The following is a 25,536-nucleotide window of genomic DNA, read 5'->3' on the forward strand; positions in this document are numbered from 1 at the left end:
TCAATTCACCAAGATGAATAATTCTTCTACAAGGAGATTCCCTATCACGCTCGTGCCTCGCTGTAGGGAATGACGTGTAATCTCGTTGTGCTATTTGTGCAAAGGCCACCACTTCATAGCCTTATGCTCATCCGTCATTCCAGAATCGAGGTACGAGATATCTGGAATCTCTCTTTTCTTATCTCTGCATTCCCCAATGAAATTGGAGTTGCAGCTAGGCAGCAAGCTTTCCAATATCCATGAGCATAGATCTTCTATGTGATTGGAATTGGTGAGCGCAGCTAACAACGCTGCGGCTTCAATTACGAAGGGGAATAACCGTTAGGATTGTTCGACTGCCACTTCCATGTATCCGCAGTCATCTCCATCACGCTACGCGTCGCCTTCCAGCCAAGCTCGCGCTCTGCTTTTTCAGTACTTGCCCAACATTCGGCAATGTCACCTGCGCGGCGTGGGCAAAGTTCATAAGGAACCGGTTTGCCCGATGCTTGTGCGAAGGCTTCAACCATCTCGAGTACACTTGAGCCTTTGCCCGTACCTAGGTTGTAAATGTGTAAGCCCGCTTTCTCGCCAACCACTTTTAGTGCTGCGACGTGACCGTCCGCTAAATCCATTACATGAATATAGTCACGAACGCCTGTGCCATCGACTGTTGGGTAATCGTTTCCAAAAACAGCCAGTTTTTCACGGCGACCGACGGCTACTTGAGCAATAAACGGCATTAAATTATTTGGGATACCTTGTGGGTCTTCACCCATAGTGCCCGATGGATGTGCGCCAACTGGATTGAAGTAACGCAGTAAAGTGACGCTCCAGTCGTTCTCCGCGTTGAACAGATCGCTCAAGCACTCTTCCACCATATATTTGCTGAGACCATAAGGGTTAGTTGTCGCGCCAGTTGGTGAAGTTTCAGTAATCGGCACTACGTCCGGGTCACCGTAAACGGTAGCCGAAGAACTAAATACGATGCTTTTCACGCCCGCTTTCTTCATGCTTCGAGCTAACACCAGTGAACCATTGACGTTGTTATCGTAATATTCCAAAGGCTTAGCCACCGACTCCCCTACCGCTTTCAGGCCAGCAAAGTGAATCACGGCTTGGATATCGTTTTCTGAAAACACGCTATCTAGAAAAGATTGATCACGAATGTCGCCAAGATAAAACGTTGGGCGCTTGCCAGTTAACGACTCGATTCGTTCCAGCACTAGCTCTTTGCTGTTGCAAAGGTTATCAACAATGATCGGCTCCATACCTGCCTGTATCATTTGAATGCATGTATGACTTCCGATGTAACCCATGCCGCCCGTAACCAGTACTTTCACAATCAACCTCTCTTTGTCGTCATTCGTGGGCTAACTCGAACTGACATTCAGCTCAGTAGCACCGTATGTCAGAAATAGTAGCAGCCATTTTGACTATAATTCTGTGATCAAAACCACGAAGTGTAAACGTTTACACTAACTTTCATCATTGGTACTGTTCATGACATAGAGGAAATGTATAGCTGCCAACCTCTAATTCATTGAATTTTAATAAGATAATTATAGATAGTTAGATTTGAGACATCACAGATGAGTTGAGCATTTATTTTACTAAAAGTTAATGCAATGACGTCCAGTTTGATTACAATAGGTCTGTAGAATAAAGAGGTGCATTGCTTTTTTACTAAATACCAATTTCAAAGCAGCGCAATGTTCCAATAACAGGAAGTGAGTATGGCAACGTTAAAAGATATCGCGACTGAAGCGAATGTATCATTGGCTACAGTTTCAAGGGTTCTCAATGAAGATCCAACATTAAGCGTCAAGGAAGAGACCAAGAGGCGTATCTTTGAAATTGCAGAGAAGTTGGAATACAAAACCAGCAGCTCACGAAAAACCGTTAGCAGTAAAAAACAAAACCATCACTTCCTAGCACTGTATAACTACAAGCAAGAAGCTGAGGTTAACGACCCTTACTACCTATCGATTCGCCACGGGATTGAAACCCAATGCGAAAAGATGGAAGTTAAGCTAACCAACTGTTATGAAAGTAAAATACAGATCAACTCAGCGCCGATAACAGGTGTTTTGTTGGTGGGAAGAATGACACCAGAGGTTATCGAGCAAGCTAAAAAGCTGAGCGATAATATCTGTTATGTCGATTTTACCGATCACTCAGAACCTTATGACTCTGTCGATATCGACCTGGCTTTGATCAGCAAAGAGATCACCAATTTCTTTATCAACCAAGGCTATGAGCGCATCGGCTTTATTGGTGGCCAAGACGACGTCAACACCCCTGATATTCGTGAAGTCGCTTTTGCTGAATATGGTGGCCTCAAAAATGTTGTCAGTGAGCAAGACATCTACCGTGGTGACTTCTCTAGCTCTTCAGGTTACAAGCTTGCAAAACAGATGCTCGCGACGGGCAACTACCCTAAAGCCATGTTTATTGCGTCAGATTCCATCGCAATTGGCGTTTTACGAGCAGTTCATGAGCACGGATTAAACATTCCTGAAGATATTGCGCTGATCAGTGTAAACGACATCCCAACAGCTAAATTTACCTTCCCATCTTTATCAACTGTTCGTATTCACTCTGAACTAATGGGAATTCAAGGCGTTAACCTGCTGATCGAGAAAGTACGCGACGGCCGAACCATCCCACTACGCGTCTATGTACCAAGCAAACTCAAGCTGCGCGATACAACAAAATAATTAAACATATCAAGTAGATAAGTAAAGGCTGCCTTTGTTGAAGGTGGCCTTTTTTGTGCCCGTCACATACATCAATCGACACATATCCCCCTCCTTGACCTGCTACATAAATCAACCAATAGCATTCTTTTAAGTGGATCACACAGCACCGTAAAAAGACCATAAAAAACGTGATGAAGTTAAAGTAAAACGTTTTCACCATTTTCATTTAGTAAAACTTTTACTAATAATTACCTCAATCCAAAAATACTCGTATTCACTACGACCCAATTACGCATAAGAACGTCGGTCAGCAAACTGCATTCAGACCGAGAGAGAGGCAACGTGAACAACTGGGAAAACTTCCTGAACTTACATGAGAACCGTATGGCACCGCGTGCATACTTCTTCTCGTACGCATCAGAAAAAAACGCAAAAACGTTTCAGCGTGAACTGAGCAGCCACTTCCAACTATTGAGTGGCCAATGGAATTTCAGCTATTTCACCAATCCGCTATTGGTCCCTGAAGAGTTCTATTCTCAGGAAATGAGCGACTGGGGAAACATCACGGTTCCAAACATGTGGCAAATGGAAGGCCACGGCGATCTTCAATACACAGATGAAGGTTTCCCATTCCCAATTGATGTGCCTTTCGTACCATCAGACAACCCAACCGGCGCATACCAACGCTCTTTCTTCCTTGGCGAAAGCTGGGACGAGAAACAAACCATCATCAAATTTGATGGCGTTGAAACTTACTTCGAAGTTTACGTAAACGGCGAGTACGTGGGCTTCAGCAAAGGCAGCCGCCTAACCGCTGAGTTCGATATCTCTAGCCAGGTAAAAGCAGGCAACAACCTACTTTCTATTCGAGTGATGCAGTGGGCCGACTCTACCTACATTGAAGACCAAGACATGTGGTGGACGGGCGGTATCTTCCGTGACGTTTACCTAGTAGGTAAAGAACAACTGCACGTTCAAGACGTTACCGTTCGCACTGACTTCGACGACGCTTACCAAAGCGCGACCCTTTCGTGCAACGTTGCTCTAGAAAACCTAGCAGCAGCGACTAACGCAACTCTTGAGTACGCATTGCTTGATGGCAGCCAAGTTATCTCCCAAGGCTCATTAGATAACTTAACTGTTCCTAACCAACAGACTGGCGGCAATGCGAACACTCAATTCTCTATCGATGTCGTGAACCCTGTTCAATGGAATGCTGAAAACCCATACCTTTACCAACTGTTGCTGACGCTAAAAGACACAGACGGCGAAGTGCTAGAAGTGATTCCACAGCGCGTTGGTTTCCGAGACATTAAAGTTCGCGATGGTCTGTTCTACATCAACAACAAATACGTGATGCTGCATGGTGTAAACCGTCACGACAACGACCACCTGAAAGGTCGTGCTGTGGGCATGGATCGCGTTGAGAAAGACTTGGTGTTGATGAAGCAACACAACATCAACTCAGTACGTACTGCGCACTACCCGAATGACCCACGTTTCTACGAACTGTGTGACATCTACGGCCTGTTCGTGATGGGTGAAACCGATGTCGAAACTCACGGCTTTGCTAACGTTGGCGACCTAAGCCGCATCACTAACGATGCAGCATGGGAAGCGGTGTTTGTTGAACGTATCGAACGTCATATCCACGCTCAAAAGAACCACCCTTCTATCATCATGTGGTCTTTAGGTAACGAATCAGGCTACGGCTGCAATATCCGCTCTATGTACGATGCGGCAAAAGCGATTGATGACACCCGCTTGGTTCACTATGAAGAAGACCGCGATGCTGAAGTGGTCGACATCATTTCAACCATGTACTCACGTGCTCAACTGATGAATGCCTTCGGTGAATTCCCACACGAAAAACCACGCATTATCTGTGAATACGCACACGCAATGGGTAATGGCCCAGGTGGCTTAACCGAATACCAAAACGTGTTCTACAAGCACGATGCGATTCAAGGTCACTATGTTTGGGAATGGTGTGACCACGGCATTCTAGCGCGTGATGAAGCAGGCACAGAGTTCTACAAATACGGCGGTGACTACGGTGACTACCCGAACAACTACAACTTCTGCATGGACGGTTTGATCTACCCAGACCAAACACCAGGCCCAGGCTTGAAAGAGTACAAGCAAGTGATTGCCCCTGTGAAGCTTCGCGATTTCGATGCACAAACGGGCACCTTCACAGTAGACAACAAGCTTTGGTTCTCAAACATCGATGACTACACCATCACTGCGGAAATCCGCGCTGAGGGTGAAACCATTGCCGTACAACACATCAAGGTTGAAGAACTGGCTGAGAACTCTAGCCGCGAACTGACACTTAACTTGCCACAGCTTGATAAGCGCGAAGTGTTTGTCAACTTTACGGTGCGCAAAGATTCTCGTACTTCATACAGCGAGGCGAACCACGACATCGCGGTTTACCAGTTCCAAGTGAAAGAGAACACAGCACAACTTGAAGCCTTCACTAACAACAATGCGACGGCACTGAATGTTGAAGAGTCTCGCTTAGCTTACCTAATCAAAGGCCACAACTTTGCTCTGAATTTCTCAAAAGTGAACGGCAAGCTGACGTCATGGTTAGTGAATGGCGAGGAGCTGATTAAGTCTGAGCCTAAGCTGAACTTCTTCAAGCCAATGATCGATAACCATAAGCAAGAGCACGATGGTTACTGGGAACCTGCACACCTGCAGATCATGCAGGAACATTTCCGTAGCATTGACCTTGAATGCGTGAACGTTGAACAGGTAAACGGCAAGGTAGAGATCACGACCACCAGCATCATTGCTCCACCGGTATTCGATTTCGGCATGCGCTGTGAATATCGCTACCAGATCAGTGCTGAAGGTCAGCTAAACGTTGAACTGAGCGGCGAGCGTTACGGTGATTACCCTCACGTGATTCCAGTGATTGGTTTCGATATGGGTATCAACGGCGACTTCGACCAAGTTCAATACTACGGCCGCGGTCCTGAAGAGAACTACCAAGACAGCAAGCAAGCCAACATGATTGATGTTTACCAATCAACCGTGGCTGACATGTTCGAGAACTACCCGTTCCCACAAAACAACGGCAACCGCCAACACGTTCGTTGGGCTGCGCTTTCAAGCCGTGCGGGTAATGGTATTGCAGTAAAACCACAGCAAGAAATCAACTTCAGCGCATGGTTCTACACCAACCAAAACCTACATCAAGCACAGCACACGATTGAACTAGAGAAGAGTGGCTACATCACCCTAAACCTAGACCACCAAGTGATGGGCCTAGGCTCAAACTCTTGGGGCAGCGAAGTGTTGGATTCTTACCGCGTGTACATGGATGAGTTCCGCTACGGCTTAACTCTGATTCCATTCCAAGCAGGCGATTGCGACGCACAACACCTAATCAATCACAACTTTGGTGATGAGTTCTTCACGGCGAATACGCCAACAACTCAACCACAACAGAACGAGGCATAAGCGATGATCGTTTTAGACAACCTAGAGCAATTTAAAGTCGTTTACCGCGACGGTCGTAAATGGCAACGCTGTGTAGAAGCGATTGAAAACATCGGCAACATCAAAGATGGCGTGATGTATTCGATTGGTGACTCACTGGCTTACATGATTGAAGACGGTGTGGCTCGTAACACAGAAAACTTCACCGGCAACCGTCGTTACTTTGATGTGCACTACTACTTGGAAGGTCGTGAAACGGTTGAGTTTGCTGATAAGTCTCAACTTGAACAGACCCAAGCTTACAGCGATGAAACCGACCGTGAACACCTACTGGGTAACGGTGAAACTCGTGAGTTATCTGAAAGCCAAGTGGCGATCTTTGATAACAGCAAAGCTTACCGCTTCCACGGTGATAACCGAGTTCGCAAGGTGGTGCTGAAAGTGACCATTGAAGACGGTTACTTCCTTAATAAGTAAGCAATAACCCTATTAACTCACAGCGCGTTTGAGCCTTGCCGTTCAAGGCTCAAATAGACTGAACAAAACCTCTGTGCTTCTTCCCTACAAAGAAGCATAGGGAAATAACGACTATAATTATGTGATTCCCTGGAGGACACTATGTCTGAATCTGTACGCGGTAAGTTAGGCAAATTTGCCCTACTCTCCATGACATTTGCAGCGGTATTTAACGTTCGCAACATCGTAAACAACAACATCGAATTGGGATTGAGTTCAGCCCCTATCTTTTTGCTCGCTACCCTTATTTACTTCATTCCATTCGTGTTCATCATTGCTGAATTCGTATCTGCAAATAAAAATTCTGAGTCAGGCATGTACGACTGGCTTAAAAAACCGCTAGGCTCAAAAGCAGCCTACCTAGGTTCGTTCCTATACTGGTTCGTAAACCTTTTCTGGTTTGTATCTCTGCTACCAAACGTAATCGCTTATGCGTCTTACGCGATGTTGGGCTATGAATACGCCTTCTCGCCAGTCGTCACATCGGCTATCTCGATTGCTCTGTTTGCAGCAGCGACACACATCTCAACCAAAGGCGCGAGCTGGCTAGGTAAGATTGCCGAGATCGTGGCCTACGGCGTATTCGCCCTGTTTGCAATCTACGTTATCGGCGCACTAATGGCACTGGGCGGCAACCATGAGCCAGTAGAACCAATCACGCTTGAAGCAATGACACCGACCATCAACTGGGCAACGCTAGGTATCATGTGTTGGATCTTCCAAGCAGCCGGTGGTGCAGAAACCGCAGCCGCTTACCTAAACGATGTTAAGGGCGGTCACAAGTCTTTCATCAAGGTTATCATTGGTGCAGGTATCGCAATCGGCGCAATGTACGCAGTGGGCTCTCTTCTAGTAAACGTATTCGTTGCTCGTGATGAACTGACCTACGCTGGCGGCATGGTTGAAATCTTCACAGGTATGGCGAACTACTTCGACATTTCACAATCTCTAACGGGTCGCTTCGTCGGTATTATCCTATTCGTTGCTATGTTCGGTTCGATGATGATGTGGACAGCAGCTCCAGTAAAAATTCACTTCTCTGAAATCCCTAAAGGTGTTTACGGCGAGAAGACAACAGAGCTTAACGAACACGGCGTGCCAGTACGTGCAGCTTGGTGGCAGTTCGCGTTTGTATTCGTGATGCTTGTGGTGAACGGCTTCGGCTCTGAATCTGTACAAGACATGATGAATACAGCAATCAATCTAACAGCAGGTACCGCAATGCTACCGCCAATCTTCATCATGGTGGCCTACTTTGTATTCCGCTTGAAACACGACGACACACCGCGTGATTTCCGCATGGGTACTCGAGTTCAAGGTATGGCAGTAGTATCGGTACTGATTGGTATCTTCATTGTGAGCATGACAGCATCGGCATTCCCGACAGGTGTTGACCTTGTTCAAGCCTTCTTCATCAACGTCTTCATGACAGCGGTATTCTCTGGTATCGCATGGTGGTGGATCTCTCGCTTTGAAAAGAAGCAAGCAGGTAAAGAAGCAAAGCTAGAAACGGCTAAGCAGTCGTAATCCAGAATCTATACATCTAGTTAAAAGCGCCTTAATTGGCGCTTTTTTTGTTTTAAATCAGATGATTAAAATAAAAACCCCAAAAATAAAAACGGCGTTCCGTCAAGGTTTCAGTTCACGAAAAACACCAATTAATAGGTAATAAAACTCAAATAAAAACCAAGGTAAAACATTAACTAAATTTATTTACTCAAGGTCACATATTTGATCAATTTCGATTAACTTCCCGCCGCTTAATCTTTAATCTTCTTGCTGAAGAGACAAACTGATTCATATAAAGAAAGCGACAAAAAAGCCCCTACACGCCTTATAAATCGTCGCTCATGAAACAAGCAATCTCTTCAATGAACTTCTTAATCTTTAACTCTTTGTTTTGGTAATAAGTTTACTGAAATACCAAAGAAAAAAAATCCCAAAGAAGTCCGATCGTAAATCTATAAAAACAACAATGAGCCAACCCTGACAAAACAAAGCGGGTGTTTGCCAAACCAACATAACAATAAAAGTGCGGCCTAGAGCTTCCCTCTCTAGGACCAAGTTATAACGATCATCAACGTGATTCACCGGAGAACATCATGTCCGAAAATAAACGCAGTACGATAGGCAAATTTGCCCTACTGTCTATGACCTTCGCGGCGGTATACAGCTTCAATAACATCATTAATAACAACATCGAGATCGGCCTTTCCTCGGCTCCGATGTTCTTTCTAGCAACCATCTTTTACTTTGTGCCATTTTGTTTGATCGTTGCAGAGTTTGTGTCACTGAATAAAGACTCTGAAGCGGGTGTTTACTCTTGGGTTAAAAGCTCTCTAGGCGGCCGCTGGGCGTTTATTTCAGCTTACACCTACTGGTTTGTTAACCTGTTCTTCTTCACCTCTCTGCTCCCTAGAATCATCGCTTACGCGTCGTATGCGTTCTTAGGTTTTGAGTACATATTCACGCCAATGACCACCGCGATTCTGAGTACCATTTTGTTTGCGGTCGCGACTCATATCTCGAACAACGGCGCGAAATTACTGGGCCCTATCACTTCACTAACATCCTCACTGATGCTGCTGTTAACGATGTCTTACATCTTGTTATCTGGCGGTGCTTTGGTAGGCGGTATCGAGCCAGCTGACCCAATCACCATTGAAGCCATGACACCAAGCTTCAACTGGGCATTCCTTGGCGTAATCACTTGGATCTTCATGGCGGCAGGCGGTGCAGAATCGGTCGCGGTTTACGTTAATGACATCAAAGGCGGTCACAAGTCTTTCGTTAAAGTCATCATCATCGCGGGTATCTTCATCGGCGCGCTTTACTCGGTAGGGTCTGTGTTAGCGAACGTGTTTGTTTCGCGTGAAGAGCTTAAATTCACAGGCGGCTCAGTTCAGGTATTTGAAGGGCTAGCAAGACACTTTGGCCTGTCTGAAATCTTGATGAACCGTTTCGTTGGTGTGGTTTCATTCACGGCGATGCTGGGCTCGCTACTAATGTGGACAGCAACACCGGTTAAGATTTTCTTCTCTGAAATCCCTAAAGGTATCTTCGGTGAGAAAACCGTCGCGCTTAACAAGCAAGGCGTTCCAGAGCGTGCGGCATGGGTTCAGTTCTTCATCGTGATTCCACTGATGTTCATCCCAACGTTGGCGTCTGACACAGTGCAAGACTTGATGAGCACCATCATCAACATGACTGCAGCAGCATCGATGTTGCCACCGCTATTCATCATGATCGCGTACCTTAATTTACGTTTGAAGTTGGATCACTTACCTCGTGATTTCAGAATGGGCTCACGTATGACAGGCATTACCGTGGTCTCGATTCTGATCGGCATTTTCACTGTTGGCTTCTTTGCGTCAACCTTCCCAACAGGTGCTGACATCATGACCATCATCTTCTACAACGTGGGCGGGATTGTTATCTTCCTTGGCTACGCGTGGTGGAAGTACGGAAAATATGAAAAAAGCTTATCTCCAGAAGAGAAAAAACTAGAAGCAAAACCTGAACCGGCGAACGCTTAGTTTACCCTGCACTCTGATTTAAACTTCGGGCACTCTGACTTAAACTTCAGGCACTCACATTTGGTGAGTGCCTTTTTATTTGTCGGTACATTTCCACTAACCATCTCGATTAAATCAAAGCCATTCAAGAATCAAAACATTCGAACCAACAATCTAACCACCCATCAAACAATTCACCTCCCGAATACTTACAACCCTAGCCATACCTCTGCAAATTCAACTGAAAGTCAAAATAAAAAAAGTAAATATTTACTAAAAATAGATCACACTTTTAAACTTAATTAATTTTAAACATCAAAATTATCATTAATATTGGTTTTGCGATCGTAAGTAACCTGACCAATACGCCTTGAAGAGCACCCCATATTAGAAGTCAGAACTGCTTGCGAACCTTCATTTATAACCCCGACACAGAAGTGATTAAAATGAAAAATAGTTTTACTAAAAACACTCTTATTACAAGCTGTATTCTTGCTGCCTTAAGTACCACTGCCCACGCGGAAGAGTCCGCAGCAAACCACAGTGATACTCTGCCCCCTCAGACAGAAACTGAAACCCTATTTAACTTTTATGGTGAGCTTGGCCTTGGTGGTCACGTGGCACTCGAAGGTGATGATAAAGGCCGCTACGCAGACGGTACTTACATTGAAGCTGGCTTGGCTATCGAGCACGGTAATTGGTTTGGTCTTGCTTATATGGAAGGCTGGACAGTACAAGCCGACGACGAAGGCAATGCTTGGGCAACGGGCCACGGCTGGGGCGGCTTTGAAGGTGGTTTCAACCGCTTTTACGCTGGCTACCGCACAGATAACAAAACAGAATTCATGATTGGTCGTATGGACTCTTCATTAGATGACGTTCAATGGTGGGGTGACCCTACGGTTGAATACGGCTACGCGATCTCAAACACGCGAGACGTGCACCTTGGTGTGAAGATTCAAAACCTAGAAGGCAAGCTTCGCTACAGCGTTTCTTTCGCGCCAGAGTCTGACTTCTCGGAAGACGATGCTCTTGTTCACTTCGGTAAATACGACAGCTTCGCAGACCAATGGAAAGATAAGAACGCCATGGTCAATGGTTACCTTCAATACGATCTGACCGACGACTTAACCCTAATGGGTGGTGGTGAAGTTCGTAACAACGATGGTGGTGAACTATTGCTATTGGGTGCTGAGTACAAAAACTTCGCCACTCGTGTTTGGCACGATACAGATAAAGGCAACCAAGAGTCTTTCGGTAGCGAGTCTGGTATTCAAACCAGTGCATGGTACGAAGCGGCACAAGGCGTTTACCTATCTGCAGCCTACAACTACGCAAACTTTGACGGTGACAATGGCGACAAAGAAATCACCTCTTACATCAATGCTGGCGTTTGGTATGAATACGGCAACGGCGCGTTTGCGACTGCTTTCGATAGCCGCTTTGGCGTAGGCAGCGACACTGAAATCGGCGACGCTCAGGTGTTCGCAATGCAATACTTCTACTGGTAATAACAGGAATTGATCATGAAACTGAATAAATCATTCGCAGCTCTCGCTATCGGTGCAGCCCTTGTCGTTACTGGTTGTGCTTCAAACTCAATCTCTGGCTCAGGCTCAGGCTCAGGCTCAGGCTCTGACACAGAGCAACTGCAAGCCAACGAATTTAAGAACGTTATCGACCGTACTGGCTCACCTGAATACATGCGTGACTACGACTTCGATGACCACCAACGCTTTAACCCATTCTTCGACCTAGGTGCATGGCACGGTCATCTGCTGCCAGACAGTTCAGAAGGCATGGGCGGATTCCCAGGTACAGCACTGCTTACCGAAGAATATATCAACTTCATAGCTGATAACTTCGACCGCCTAAGCGTGTTCAAAGACGGCAAAAAAGTGGCTTTCACTATGGAAGCTTATAGCCTACCGGGCGCATTGGTTCAGACGCTAAAATCTGACGATGTGACCGTAGAAATGACGATGCGTTTTGCTTCAAACCGTACCTCTCTGCTAGAAACAAAAATCACTACCGACTCACCGGTTGAATTAGTGTGGGATGGTGAACTGCTAGAAAAGACGCACGCCAAAGAAGGCGTGGCACAAACCGACAAAACAATCGCTGAAACTTACCCTGAGTATGACCGTCAAATCGTCGCAACCGACGATGGCCTAAAGGTGACCTTCGGTAAGGTTCGTTCGACATGGGATCTACTGACTTCTGGTGAGTCTGAATACCAAGTTCACAAGTCGATTCCAACGAAAACCACGGTTGATGGTTTAGCGTTTACTTCAACGGCAAACATTGAAGCATCGACGACTATCTACACCACATACTCGCATGTTCTAACGGCAGAAGAAGCGCAAGCGGAACAGCCTGAAATCAAAAAGATCATGGCAAACCCTACCGACTTCTTAGCCGCATCAGCAGAACGTTGGGAAGGCTATCTTGAGATGGGTTTAACCAACCCGAACGCGACACCAGAGCAAGAGCGTGTTGCGGTTAAAGCGATGGAAACCCTAAACGGTAACTGGCGTGGCGCTGCAGGTGCGATGGAGTTTGACTCTGTGACACCATCCGTGACGGCGCGTTGGTTCTCGGGCAACCAAACTTGGCCTTGGGACACATGGAAGCAAGCCTACGCAATGGCTCACTTCAACCCAGATGTAGCGAAAGATAACATCCGCGCGATGTTCGCTTACCAAATTCAGGCTGACGATGCCGTTCGTCCTTGGGATGAAGGCTACGTGCCCGATCTACTCGCTTACAACCTAAGTCCAGAACGTGGCGGCGATGGCGGTAACTGGAATGAGCGTAATACCAAACCAAGCCTAGCAGCATGGGCAGTAATGGAAGTCTATAAGACCACCAGCGATGAAGCTTGGCTCGAAGAGATGTATCCAAAGCTAGTGGCATACCACGATTGGTGGCTGCGCAACCGTGACAACAACGGCAACGGCGTACCTGAATACGGCGCAGCACGCGATAAAGCACACAACACGCCTGAAGGTGAAATGTACTTCACCGTGGTTCGTGGCGATAAGCACGAGACAGTTATAGGCCAAGCTGCACTGGATAAAGTGATTGCTGAAGGTAACTACGATTACATCGAAAGCCCAGCACAAACTGCCGCGTCTTGGGAGTCGGGTCGTGATGATGCAGCCGCATTTGGTTTCATCGATAAAGACCAGCTAGACGCGTATGTAGCGAATGGCGGCAAGCGCAGCGATTGGGATGTTGAGTTCGCTCAAAACCGCGCTGAAGATGGCACGCTACTGGGCTACTCACTACTGCAAGAATCTGTCGACCAAGCAAGCTATATGTACAGCGATAACAAGTACTTAGCAGAAATGACTGACATTCTTGGTAAAGACGCAGAAGCGAAAGAGTTCCGTGAAAAGGCTGAACACCTATCGAACTACATCAACACCTGTATGTTCGACGAAGGCACTAACTTCTTCTACGACATTCGTATCGAAGACAAACCACTAGCCAACGGCTGTGCAGGCAAACCGATTGTAGAGCGTGGTAAAGGCCCTGAGGGTTGGTCACCACTGTTCAACGGTGCAGCAACACAAGCTCACGCTGATGCCGTGGTCTCTGTGATGAAAGATACCTCAGAGTTCAACACCTACGTTCCACTGGGCACAGCAGCGCTTTCTAGCCCAGCATTTGGCCCAGATATTTACTGGCGTGGACGTGTATGGGTAGACCAGTTCTACTTCGGCCTAAAAGGTATGGACAGCTACGGCTACCGTGACGATGCGATTGAAATGGCAGGCGCATTCTTCGACCACGCCGATGGCTTGGTGCAAGACGGTCCTATCCGTGAGAACTACAACCCATTGAACGGTGAACAACAAGGCGCACCAAACTTCTCTTGGAGTGCGGCTCACCTGTACATGCTGTACAACGATTTCTTTACTGACGCAGAGTAAATCAAACCTATACCTGTCTTCTGGAATTCAATGAAAAGATAACCTCATAAATTTCCAGCTTTGGCACTCAGTATCTCGCTGAGTGCCTTTTTTATACTTGAAGCCAAATAAGCGAAAAAAAACAATCATTTAGATCATTTGGCCTACTATGATCCTTTTACTCAATTCGCTGCACGTTAGCCTTTATCACCACAATGGAAGCGCACCTGATAATGGTAATGCTCTTTCAATAATTTGAATTCATCATGGACACTTGGCGTCCACGAGTCATCACCGCCAACCCCCATATGGAAGCCATCGACATAAACAAACAGCTGTTCTTGTTCGGTTAAGTCACAAGTATGTTTTGCCTTCTGTAGCTGCTGTAACCCAAAACGACTGACTGAGAAATGGAAGTCTCCTTGCAATTCGAATGCACCCACTTTTGCCTCACGAACATCACAACGTAAGCCGCAATCAGAAGGGAAAATATACGGGGTATGCATTTGTTCAATACTTTGCTGATATAGCCCCATATGTGCGGACATCTTTCGATCTGGGTAGTTTTCGTGTGGCCCACGACCAAACCATTCCACCCCATCAGGCACATGCTTCAAAGCAAACTCAAATCCGACTCGTGGCAGAGACGGCAAACCTTTCGCCGCTTGAACATCCACATCTAATTTGACCTCACCATCGGCAAATAATTGGTATTGCCAAGTCGACAACAAACGAACCTGATCTTCCACCGTGTGGGCAATTCTTGCAGTCACCGACACCCTATTTTTCTGAGTGATGGATGAAAATTCGATGCACTCTGGAGTGAGCCTATCTAACCTCATCGCCTGCCAGCGTGCGATCCATGAATTGGGGTCTACACGGTTTGCTTCACTGACACCGATATCGTTGTCTAATGGTGCACGATAAAAGTTATCTCGAAGGCCACTAGCAAGTTGTTCCACCCCTTTGATTTTCCAGCTTTCTAATGTCCCAGACAATCTGTCGAACTCTACTTGATAAGCATCACCAATCACCGTCAGCAGCATATCGGTTTCAGTCACTTTCGGTGGGTATTGTGAAAGGTTAGCATCCAACATCAATTGCGGTTGAGTCGGTAAGCTAAGCTGTTCAATCGCCGTCACATGACCTTTATCCGCCCATGCAGTATTGGTGTTTAATACCACTTCGAGATTAAGGTAATTAAGTACGTTGGCCGTCTTCGGAATAGTTACACCATCAAGCTCAATCTGCACACTGGATTGAGCTTCAACAAACAGTTCAATACTGCCATGACATTGAACAATTCCATCTTGAGTTATATTCCAATTAAGCGTTTCGACAGACTCTGAATCAAATAAATACTCACTAGCAATCTCAATCACCAGTGGTGATGCAGAAACCAGCTTGAATTGATAAAACTGCTGTGCTTTTTTCACTTCATGTAGCGTTGGGTGCACCGTCCTGTCTGGGAATACCAAACCATTAATGCAGAACTGGCGATCATTAATCTCGTCGCCGAAATCACCACCATAGCCCCAATATTGTTTGCCGCTCGAATCGGTTTTGGTGATCCCTTGATCGACCCAATCCCAGATAAATCCGCCCTGTAATCTTGGGTTGTCTCTAAACGCCTGCCAGTATTTATCAAAGCTACCGAGACTGTTCCCCATTGCATGGGCGTACTCACAGAGAATAAGAGGACGATGCTCGTTTGGTAGAGCGATAGCTTTACGAATACCCACGCGAGGTGTCACCTCAGGTTGACTCTCAACCACAGGTAAATCCCAATCAACCCGCGCATACATAGGACATAAAATGTCTGTCGCTGCTGTATCTGCCCCGCCACCTTCATACTGAACGGGACGTGTTGGATCAGTTTGTTTCACCCATTGATACATCGCATGGTGATTGCGACCAATACCCGATTCATTACCCAGCGACCAAATGATCACGCTGGCGTGGTTTTTATCGCGCTCCACCAGCCTTGTCATTCGCCTCATGTACGCATTCAACCATGACGCATCATCGGATAAACGGCACATCGGAAATTGACCATGAGTTTCCACATTCGCTTCATCAACCAGATACAGACCATACTCATCACATAGTTCATACCACAATGGATGATTCGGATAATGAGCGGTTCTAACGGCATTGAAGTTATTTTGTTTGAGCAGTTTGATGTCTTGAATCATCCCCTCTCGAGTCATGGTGTGCCCCAATTCAGGGTGATGTTCATGACGATTGACGCCACGAATCAGCAACGGTTTTCCGTTAACTTTTAGCAAACTATCGGTAATTTCAACACTTCGAAAGCCGACATCGTAAGCCTCACAATCGATTAGCTCGTCATGTTCATCGAGCAATGACACCACACAGCGATATAAGTAGGGTGACTCGGCACTCCACTTGTTCGGGTTCACCACTGAAATGCGGTGTTCTGCGACTTCAGACCACGGCCCTTTTTCATCGACATAACGCTCACCAAAACCCACGATTTGAGGTTCGAAAACCAACTGTCCTTGAGCATCATAAAGTTCAGCTTTCAGCTTATAGCAGCTTTCTACATCATTGCTGTGCTTGGTTATTTGCGTAGAAATATTTAAAACCGCATCGCGATAGCAAGCATCTAGCTGAGTATCAATACCAACATCCTCGATTGCGACCTTGGGCTTTCTCAATAAAGTCACATCACGGAATATGCCGCTGAGCCACCACATGTCTTGGTCTTCAAGATAAGAACCATCAGACCAACGCAGCACCATCACTACCAGCGTGTTCTCGCCCGCTTGCAAGTATTCAGACACGTCAAATTCAGCCGGTAATCGACTGTCTTGCGAATAGCCAACCCACTTGCCGTTGCACCACAAATGAAATGCAGAATTCACGCCGTCGAAGGTCAGCCTATGGGTATCTAATAACTCCGGTTCCGTGCAGTTAAAACGCGTTCGGTAGAGCCCTGTCGGATTATCGCTAGGGACGAAGGGAGGGTTATCAGCGAAAGGATATTTCACATTGGTATAGATCGGTTTATCAAAGCCTTGCATCTGCCAGTTGCTTGGCACTGAAATCGACTTCCATGAAGAATCATCAAAATGTTCCGATACTACCTCTTCGCAAACCAACTCTGGTGAATCGAACAGCTGAAACTTCCAAGTCCCATTGAGAGACATAGTGCTCGACGAGTTCTTCGTCATAGCCTCAACCAACGAGGTGTAACTATTTAAAGGAGCATGAGCCTCAACAACATTATGATGGGTGATATGTTGATTTTCCCACTCACGGGCAGAGATGATTTGAGAGAAAGTTCTCATGACGTGTTCCTTACCAAAAGCCGTTTAACGTGAACCATTGCAAGTGATGCTCAGCGCCTCATTGCGTTCAAACATTACGAACGCCAACTAAACAGCTCTTGCAATAATCCCTTAAGAGAAGAAAAAAAGCCGCAGCCAGAACAGCTGCGGCTATTGAAATGTTACTTAAAGGTACGCTTGCTCACTTTATCGAGTTTTTTCAATATTTTATCGATTCGTTCAGGGTGAACCATAAACTCTTGGAAGCCTTTCATGCCTTCTTTTGCCATCGCAGGGTCGGTGTCTCGGTCATAGAATTGAGCCGTACCATCACTGGATGCCAACATCGCGACGCCTTTGTCTAAGAACGGGTCAGACTTCGCCTTAGCTTTGTTGTTGGTTGGGATCTGTAATAGCATCTCATTGATCAGCTGCTGGTTTTCAGCGCGAGCAACAAACTCTAGGAACTTACGAGCATCTTCTTTGTTTTTCGCTTTTGAAGGTATGTGCAGCGTATCCATTGGCGCATCTTCAGACATAGGAATACTTGGGTCGATCACCGGGAACTGGAAGAAATCCATCTTGCCATCTAACTCAGCAGGGAAGTTAGGCGTGATGAAGTTCCCCATCAGGTACATAGCCGCTTTACCGTTGTACAAGAAAGGTTGAGCTTCTTGCCATGAATAAGACGCGTGGTTTTCTAGGAAGTAACCAGGTTCAACTAACTCCGCCCAATTAGCGAAGGTTTTCTTCACTCGCTCATCAGAGTAAGGCACTTTGCCTTCCATTAACTGAATATGAAAATCCAAGCCGTTAGTACGCATGTTGATATAATCAAACCAACCAGCAGCAGTCCAAAGGTACTTGGTACCAATCGCAAACGGCGCTACACCATTTTCTTTAAGTGTTGCAGACGCAGATTTCAAATCTTCCCACGTTTTCGGCTCCGCAATTCCATATTGCTCAAAGATGTCTTTGCGGTAGTAGATACCCCATTGATAATACGTGTACGGCACACCAAACTGCTTGCCTTGTACTGTCATCGCAGGCGCGGCAGCCGCAAAGTCTTGCTTCATGTTGTTGTCAGCCCAAATATCACTGACATCCTCAAACAGGCCACGGTCAACAAAGGCTTTCATTCGGTTGCCCGCATACCAAAAAACCACATCCGGCGGGGAAGTGACCAACCAATTACGAATCGTTGTTTTATACGACTCGTGATCGTACAAGTTGTACTTCACCGTAATATCTGGGTTTTCTTTTTCAAAGCGGTTAATGATCTCACCCCACGCCTCTTTTGGCGCAGGATCAGAAGCATCTGAGTTGATAACGAGTGTCCCTGCAAACGATGTTGCAGACATGGAGGCAGCGAGCACTGCACTGGCAGCGATATGTTTCACGTATTTCATATTGAGGTCCTTGTTATGGAGCTAAGCTCTCTAAGTCCAATTCTTATTGTTTTATCTCGTAGGGTTGTTCGTGTTTTAGTTTCTCTTTAATGATTCATCCATTTGGGATATCGATAGCAATAACGATTTAAAGCCGTCGCTATTGCTAGATTCGTGTATCGATTCTTATCTCGTGATTTACCCTTTAGTCGCACCCAATGTCAGGCCTGCGATAAAGTGCTTTTGCATGGTAAAGAACAGCACTACCGGTGGGATAGCCGCGACCACTGCACCCGCCGACATAAACTGCCAAGACGCCAGCCATTGGCCTTGAAGTGAGCTCAAACCCGCAGTTACAGGACGAACGTCATCACTCTGAACCAGAACTAGAGCCCAGAAGAAATCGTTCCAAATAAAGGTAAACACCAATACGGCTAACGCCGCTAAAGCAGGGCGAACCAGAGGGAGTACGACATGCCAGAATATTTTCCATTCACTCACCCCTTCAACACGCGCTGCTTCGATCAGGGCATCAGGGATCCCGACAATAAAGTTACGCATGAACAAGGTACAAAAACCGGCTTGGAAAGCGATATGGAAAAAAATCAATGCCCAGTGAGTGTCGTATAAACCGAGTCCAATCGTTAAATCACGGACTGGAATCATCAAAATTTGGAACGGAACAAAGTTACCCGCGATAAACATCGCAAAAATCCACACATTGGCTTTGAAGTTGTATTTAGCCAAGGCATAACCAGCCAGCGTAGATAACGCCACGGCACCAGCAACCGCTGGCAATGTGATGATCAAACTATTGATGAGGTACTGCCCCATCGACGTCGAGGTAAATACTTGAGTGTAGTTTTCAATGAACTGAATCTCACTCGGCCAGCCCCAGTAGTTACCTTTGTTGATGTCTTCCATCGAACGAATCGAGGTCATCATTACGGCGATAAGTGGTAATAACCACATCACGATCGAGATAGGTAACGCGACTCGATAGCTGATATTAGTAAAGCGACCGGCTTTTTGAATTGGTTGCGGAAACATTATTTTTCACTCCTTAACATGCGCCACAAGAAGTAAGCGATATAGATATCCATAATCAGAAATAGCACCACAGAGACCGCTGCACCATAACCCATTCGATAGTTAAAAATAGACTCTTCATACATCTGGTACGCAAGTACTGTCGAGCTGCCCCAAGGGCCGCCTGCCGTCATGGTCGCCACTAAATCAAATGAACGCAGAGCACCAATCACGGTGACAACCACGGCGATAAAAGTCGCCGGTCTTAACTGTGGAAGCACCACATACCACAACATGCGCCACTTCTTTGCACCATCAAGTCGAGCCGCTTCTAACTGCTCAGGATCGAGGTTATTCAGCCCCGTTAAATATAAGATCATGCAATAAGAGATCTGAGGCCATAAGCCGGCAGCGATGATTCCATAGGTCACATAGTCTTCATCAGCAAGTATCGAAATTGGCTCGAAGCCAAGCGACCCGAGTGCAATATTGAAAAGGCCAAAAGAGGGGTCATAGAACCAAGCAAATACGAGGCCTACCACCACTTGAGAAATAACGAATGGGAAGAAAAACAGAGATTTTACGACACGAATGCCTTTCACTTGTTGGTTGAGGAAAAGGGCAATCGCCAAGCCACAGGGTGGCGCAAGCATAAAGAAGATCAACCAAAGAAAGTTATTCGTTAACGAAGTATAAAAAGCATCTGAGTCAAAAAGCTCACGATAGTTCTCAAGCCCCACCCACTCCTTTTCACCTAATCCATCCCACTCAAAGAAGCTCAGCCAAATACTGTCCAAGATGGGATAGATAACATAGAGAGAGAAGATAGCGATGGCTGGTGCCAAGAACAGCCAAGGCGAGACCTTGGAACTGATGCGCCTTTTCTTCTTCGCTGATGGGGTGCGATTTTCTGGGTATATCGTTTTCACAGATTGCTCCATTTCCCAAAATTCCTTGTATTAAAAGCTTGGTTTACTACTTGGTTAACTTCCATCTGAATTTATAAATCCTAATCAGTAGCTCAGCATTTATAATGATTACGTTCAAATATTAGGCTTATTGATAACATTACGCACAGTTATGTTTTATTTATGTAAACGTTTTCACAAAAATCAGTATAGATCGCGGGATTTATATGACGATGATCAATAAATCATGCGAGGCACCTAACAAATTTCTGATGAAAGCGTATGTTTTAAAGGCAAAGAGATGTAGTCCAACGAAGCAAGGAGAGAGCATGGCTGATATCAGCTTAAAAAAGGTCATCAAACGATATGGTGATATACAGACCATCCATGGTGTTGATCTAGAAATAAATAATGGCGAATTCGTCGTATTCGTTGGACCATCAGGTTGCGGAAAATCAACCCTCTTACGCTTAGTTGCTGGCTTAGAAGAAATCACTGAAGGCGAGATTCATATTGGAGACGATCTTGTTAACGATGTCGATCCTGCTGAGCGTGGTGTCGCTATGGTATTTCAATCCTACGCACTCTACCCACACATGACCGTGGAAGAAAACATGGGCTTTGGCCTCAAAATGAATGGCGTAGCGAAGGAAGTCGTTGAAAAGCAAGTCACCAGTGCGGCAAAAACACTCCAATTAGAGCCTTTATTGAAGCGTAAACCGAAAGAACTGTCAGGTGGGCAGCGTCAACGTGTCGCTATCGGTCGAGCAATAGTTCGTAACCCTCGCGTATTCTTATTCGATGAACCGCTCTCGAACCTCGATGCTGAACTTCGTGTCGATATGCGCTTACAAATCGCCAAATTGCACCAAGATCTGCAAAATACCATGATTTACGTCACGCACGATCAAGTCGAAGCCATGACGCTTGCAGACAAGATCGTGGTATTGAGAGATGGTCGTGTTGAACAAGTCGGTTCTCCACTCGATCTATACCACTCTCCACAAAATGAATTTGTGGCTGGCTTTATTGGCTCACCGAAAATGAATTTCTTACCGTGTGTTGTTAACAGCACCTCAGAAACGCACGCCCAACTCGCCGTTAACGGTGTCAGCCAAATCACCCTTCCCTTACCAAGCGATGGATTAAAAGAGGGACAAAGTATCACGCTGGGCATTCGACCTGAACATTTAGAGATTAACAGTGGCTCTGATATCACCATTGAATTTCAAAGTGAAGTGGTCGAGCGACTAGGGAACAGCACTTATATGTTTGGCCAGTCTTGTGGCGTGGATAGCTTTAAGGTGCACCTACCAGGAGACCAAGAGGTCACTCGATACCAATCACTTGAGCTGAGTTTCTCCTCAAAAGATTGCCACCTATTCGATGATCGAGGGCAACGAATTAACTAGACTTTAAAACGGTAGAGCTAGCTCGATGTCGCTAGCTTTGCCACTTTTCAAACTCACTTTCCGGTCGTTTCAAGCAATCACTTGCTTCCATTCTGATCCTCTTAATAGCTTATGAAATCTTACTCAAAAATTTCATCACTCTCACTGAAATATTGGGTTCTGAAGACTTATTCGAATTTTATTTATCCTTATTAGCCTTCCGGACATTAATTTGATAGTCGTTTACTAAATAATAGCTAAACTATAGTGTCGCCTACCCCTTTTTTGAGAAAACCTAAATGCCTAATGCTGATTCCACCCTAAACAAACGTATGGGAATCGTTGCGCTCACCTGGCCAATTTTTATCGAAGTTCTTTTAAGAACCGCACTCAACACCAGTGATGTATTCATGTTATCGGGATACTCGGACAAAGCCGTGTCTGCCGTTGGTGTTATTTCTCAGATATCCTTTTTCCTGATCATTGTCTCGACCATGGTCAGCAGTGGTACGGGTATTCTAATCGCGCAATACAATGGTGCTTCCCGCACTCAAGAGAGCGCTCACGTGGGTGTAGCAAGTATCATTCTGGCCATTATTGCCGGTGTGCTACTGAGTGTGATTGCCGTTCTTGTTGCTGAATATTTTATCCCGCTTTATCAACTCGAACCTCAAGTCGAACAGTACGCGCAAGAATACCTGTTCATCAGTGGTGCTCTCACCTTCAATGTAACCATAGGTGTGGTTCTCACCACTATTTTGCGCAGTCATGGCTATTCAAAGTCACCGATGGTGATCAATATGATTGCAGGTGTCATCAACGTATTCGGTAACTACTGTGCCTTATATCAACCTTTTGGTTTGCCTGTATACGGCGTGCAAGGGGTTGCGACCGCGACCGTCATTAGCCAAGTAATCGGAATGTTGATCTTGATTGGTGTGGTCAGAAGCAAAGGGATTTATCTACCAGTGAAGCAGTTTAAATCTGTGCCGAAAGCCATCTATCAAAAAATCATGAAGATCGGCTCGATGAACGCTGGAGAAGTGCTCTCTTATAACATGGCTCAGATCAGCATTACCTTCTTTGTAGTGCAGATGGGTACGTCTTCACTGGCTGCGTTTACTTACGCACAAAACATCGCTCGCCTCTCTTTTGCGTTTGCACTGGCAATTGGTCAAGGCAGCCAAATCCAAACAGGCTATTACATTGGTAAGGGGTGGATCGACGAGATTACCAAGCGCGTGCAACGTTACTTTGTGGTTGGCTTTATCGCGTCAACCGCGATCACCTGCATGGTGTATGTGTTCCGTTTCGAAATTCTCGATCTGTTCACGCAAGATCCAGAGATCATTGCGCTAACGGCGGCACTGATTGCAGGTTCCATCATTCTTGAAGCTGGACGAGTATTTAACCTTATCTTTATCTCTTGTCTAAAGGCTGCTGGCGACATTAAATTCCCGATCAAAATGGGCATTCTCAGCATGTGGGGCATTGGGGTTGCCATGAGCTATTTGCTTGGCGTGCATTGGGGTTATGGCGTATTGGGTGCTTGGATGGCAATCGCGATGGACGAATGGTTCCGTGGAATCATCATGGCCTATCGCTGGCGAGCTAAGAAATGGACTCGATTCTCTTTTTAGACTTTTTAGCCTTCCATTTATCTTCACAAGATCGAAAAACGCCGCTCCTATTTCCAAAGAGCGGCGTTTTCGTTTTTAATTACCCGAACTCATCTACGCGGTCGCAAGTGCTTTCTTTCGCTTTGCTAGTCGTCCAAAAATACCGAGCAACATAACAATGCCACACACGCCATAAACTTGCATGATGGTTGGATCGTCCGATACAAAACCCACATCCGAGAACATAACGTAAGCACCAAGCACCATGTAAAGAATAATAGCCGAAGCCTCGAAACGGAACTCCCAAGGTGTCACATCAATATTCTCATTGACTGGCATCACGTACTCAGACTCACGCGGCATAAAGTAACCAATGATGAACATCAACGCGGTACATACCACGAACAGAATCGCTAATTGATGTAGGAAGTGAATCGGAGTTTTGAACACCAACTGCATTGCAGCGTAAGAACTTACAAACACCACCAACGCCACTTTCGCCGCTACAGCTGGTACACGTTTAGAGATATAGCCGACAAACACGATAGTGAAGATTGGCACACTGAAGAAACCTGCCACCATTTGTAGATATTGGAACAAACCTTCTGGTGCGTACATGATGAATGGTGCGATACATACCGAGATAATCGCAATCACGACACCAAAAATACGCCCTTTACCCACTAGCTCTTCATCGGTTTTACCTTGTCCGAATAGCGGCTTATACACGTTCAATGCAAACAGAGTCGTTGAGCTGTTCAACACACCATTAAAGGTACTCAAAATCGCACCAAACATCACCGCAACGAAGAAGCCCACTAGCGGCTTAGGCAAAACTTCATTAACTAAACGGGTGTACATGGTGTCTGGATTACCCGCATCAGCGCCAAACATATGGAAAGCAATGATACCCGGAATGATCAAAAACAGCGGAGAGATGACCTTAATCGCACCGGCAAGGATTACACCTTTCTGACCTTCTTTCAGGTTCTTAGCACCCAATGCGCGTTGAATGATAGATTGGTCAGTACCCCAGTAATACAAGTTCACCAAAAGCAGACCTGTGAACAATGTTGAGAACGGCAGTGGATCGGTTTCTGTACCCACCGATTGAAGCTTCTCTGGCGCGGCATAAAGCAGAATATCTAAGCCAGCACCGAAACTCCCCTCGCCCAACACCATTAAACCAAATACAGGGATCATCATGCCGCCGACAATCAAGCCTACACCATTAATGGTATCTGCAATTACAACCGCCTTTAGGCCACCATAAATCGCGTAAAAGAAGCCAAGTAGACCAATCGTCGCCGAAATCAGTGCAATTGAACTAAACTCTGAAATATTTAGCAGGGCCTGAACATCGAAGATTTCACCCAAAACAACAGCGCCCGCGTAAAGTGTGGTAGGCAAAATGTTGATCACGTATTGGCACAAGAAAAGTAACGTCACAAACTTCTTCACCGACATGTCGTAGCGGCTCTCTAAGAAATCAGGAATGGTGGTGATACCTTGTTTCAAATAACGAGGAACTAACATTAAAGCAATAATCACCAAGGTGACACCAGAAGCCACTTCCCAACCCATGACACTCATGTTGTGGGTGTAAGATTGTGCGCTCATGCCCACGAAACTGGTGGCACTCAAGTTCGTTAAGATAAGTGAGCTGGCAATTAAGCCACCGGTTAAGCTTCTTCCGCCAAGAAAGAAACCATCTTGTGAGGTGTTTTTGTCATTTTTCACTTTGTTGTAGGTAAACGCGACTACAAACCCAGTAAATAACAAAAATGACAACAGAACGGTAATAGACATTTTGTTTTCCTTAAGTT

Annotated in this window: 15 protein-coding genes; 9 read left to right on the forward strand and 6 right to left on the reverse strand. The window is 45.8% G+C overall.

Annotated elements, in window-relative coordinates; all coding sequences use genetic code 11:
- Positions 1–302 precede the first annotated feature (302 nt).
- Positions 303–1,322 (reverse strand): UDP-glucose 4-epimerase GalE, encoded by a 1,020-nt coding sequence (gene galE, locus AB4161_RS15900; protein ID WP_372083599.1) that lies wholly within the window; start codon positions 1,320–1,322, stop codon positions 303–305.
- 393 nt (positions 1,323–1,715) lie between these two features.
- On the opposite strand from galE, the gene ebgR reads away from it, so the two are divergent.
- From ebgR to ygjK, 7 genes are all read left to right on the forward strand, one after another.
- On the forward strand, positions 1,716–2,699 hold the full coding sequence (gene ebgR, locus AB4161_RS15905; RefSeq protein ID WP_048615549.1) for a transcriptional regulator EbgR: 984 nt from the start codon (positions 1,716–1,718) through the stop codon (positions 2,697–2,699).
- Positions 2,700–3,023: 324 nt separating this feature from the next.
- Positions 3,024–6,155 carry a beta-galactosidase subunit alpha gene (gene ebgA, locus AB4161_RS15910; protein WP_372083600.1) on the forward strand — a complete coding sequence of 1,044 codons (3,132 nt, stop codon included), beginning with the start codon at positions 3,024–3,026 and terminating at the stop codon, positions 6,153–6,155.
- A gap of 3 nt (positions 6,156–6,158) precedes the next feature.
- A complete protein-coding gene (locus AB4161_RS15915) occupies positions 6,159–6,611 on the forward strand; it encodes a beta-galactosidase subunit beta (protein ID WP_372083601.1) in 453 nt (150 codons plus the stop codon).
- A 141-nt stretch (positions 6,612–6,752) separates the two neighbouring features.
- Positions 6,753–8,177 (forward strand): amino acid permease, encoded by a 1,425-nt coding sequence (locus tag AB4161_RS15920; RefSeq protein ID WP_017063320.1) that lies wholly within the window; start codon positions 6,753–6,755, stop codon positions 8,175–8,177.
- A gap of 575 nt (positions 8,178–8,752) precedes the next feature.
- On the forward strand, positions 8,753–10,186 hold the full coding sequence (locus AB4161_RS15925) for an amino acid permease (RefSeq protein ID WP_102331954.1): 1,434 nt from the start codon (positions 8,753–8,755) through the stop codon (positions 10,184–10,186).
- A 425-nt stretch (positions 10,187–10,611) separates the two neighbouring features.
- Entirely contained in the window at positions 10,612–11,676 is a 1,065-nt protein-coding gene (gene ygjJ / locus AB4161_RS15930) for a protein YgjJ (RefSeq protein ID WP_108179957.1), read from the forward strand.
- A gap of 15 nt (positions 11,677–11,691) precedes the next feature.
- Positions 11,692–14,103 (forward strand): alpha-glucosidase, encoded by a 2,412-nt coding sequence (gene ygjK, locus AB4161_RS15935; protein ID WP_372083602.1) that lies wholly within the window; start codon positions 11,692–11,694, stop codon positions 14,101–14,103.
- A gap of 176 nt (positions 14,104–14,279) precedes the next feature.
- Here ygjK and AB4161_RS15940 read toward each other — a convergent pair whose 3' ends face one another.
- The 4 genes from AB4161_RS15940 to AB4161_RS15955 form a co-directional block, all read right to left on the reverse strand.
- Positions 14,280–17,396 carry a beta-galactosidase gene (locus AB4161_RS15940; RefSeq protein WP_372083603.1) on the reverse strand — a complete coding sequence of 1,039 codons (3,117 nt, stop codon included), beginning with the start codon at positions 17,394–17,396 and terminating at the stop codon, positions 14,280–14,282.
- A gap of 161 nt (positions 17,397–17,557) precedes the next feature.
- The gene (locus AB4161_RS15945) at positions 17,558–18,784 is read right to left on the reverse strand and encodes an ABC transporter substrate-binding protein (protein ID WP_050619979.1); all 1,227 of its coding nucleotides are present in this window, start codon (positions 18,782–18,784) and stop codon (positions 17,558–17,560) included.
- 177 nt (positions 18,785–18,961) lie between these two features.
- Positions 18,962–19,813 (reverse strand): carbohydrate ABC transporter permease, encoded by an 852-nt coding sequence (locus AB4161_RS15950; protein ID WP_050644910.1) that lies wholly within the window; start codon positions 19,811–19,813, stop codon positions 18,962–18,964.
- Positions 19,813–20,733: a carbohydrate ABC transporter permease gene (locus AB4161_RS15955; RefSeq protein ID WP_050619981.1), complete on the reverse strand. Its 921-nt coding sequence runs from the start codon at positions 20,731–20,733 to the stop codon at positions 19,813–19,815. The genes AB4161_RS15950 and AB4161_RS15955 overlap by 1 nt, the downstream gene beginning before the upstream one ends.
- A gap of 296 nt (positions 20,734–21,029) precedes the next feature.
- On the opposite strand from AB4161_RS15955, the gene AB4161_RS15960 reads away from it, so the two are divergent.
- Entirely contained in the window at positions 21,030–22,112 is a 1,083-nt protein-coding gene (locus AB4161_RS15960) for an ABC transporter ATP-binding protein (RefSeq protein WP_136973744.1), read from the forward strand.
- 278 nt (positions 22,113–22,390) lie between these two features.
- Positions 22,391–23,731 (forward strand): MATE family efflux transporter, encoded by a 1,341-nt coding sequence (locus tag AB4161_RS15965; protein WP_017060807.1) that lies wholly within the window; start codon positions 22,391–22,393, stop codon positions 23,729–23,731.
- A gap of 93 nt (positions 23,732–23,824) precedes the next feature.
- On the opposite strand, the gene AB4161_RS15970 is transcribed toward AB4161_RS15965, so the two are convergent.
- Entirely contained in the window at positions 23,825–25,519 is a 1,695-nt protein-coding gene (locus tag AB4161_RS15970; RefSeq protein ID WP_102319935.1) for a solute:sodium symporter family transporter, read from the reverse strand.
- Positions 25,520–25,536 lie beyond the last annotated feature (17 nt).

Origin of the sequence: Vibrio sp. 10N.286.51.E5 (genome assembly GCF_041469125.1) — a bacterium.
Taxonomy (GTDB): Bacteria; Pseudomonadota; Gammaproteobacteria; order Enterobacterales; family Vibrionaceae; genus Vibrio; species Vibrio crassostreae_C.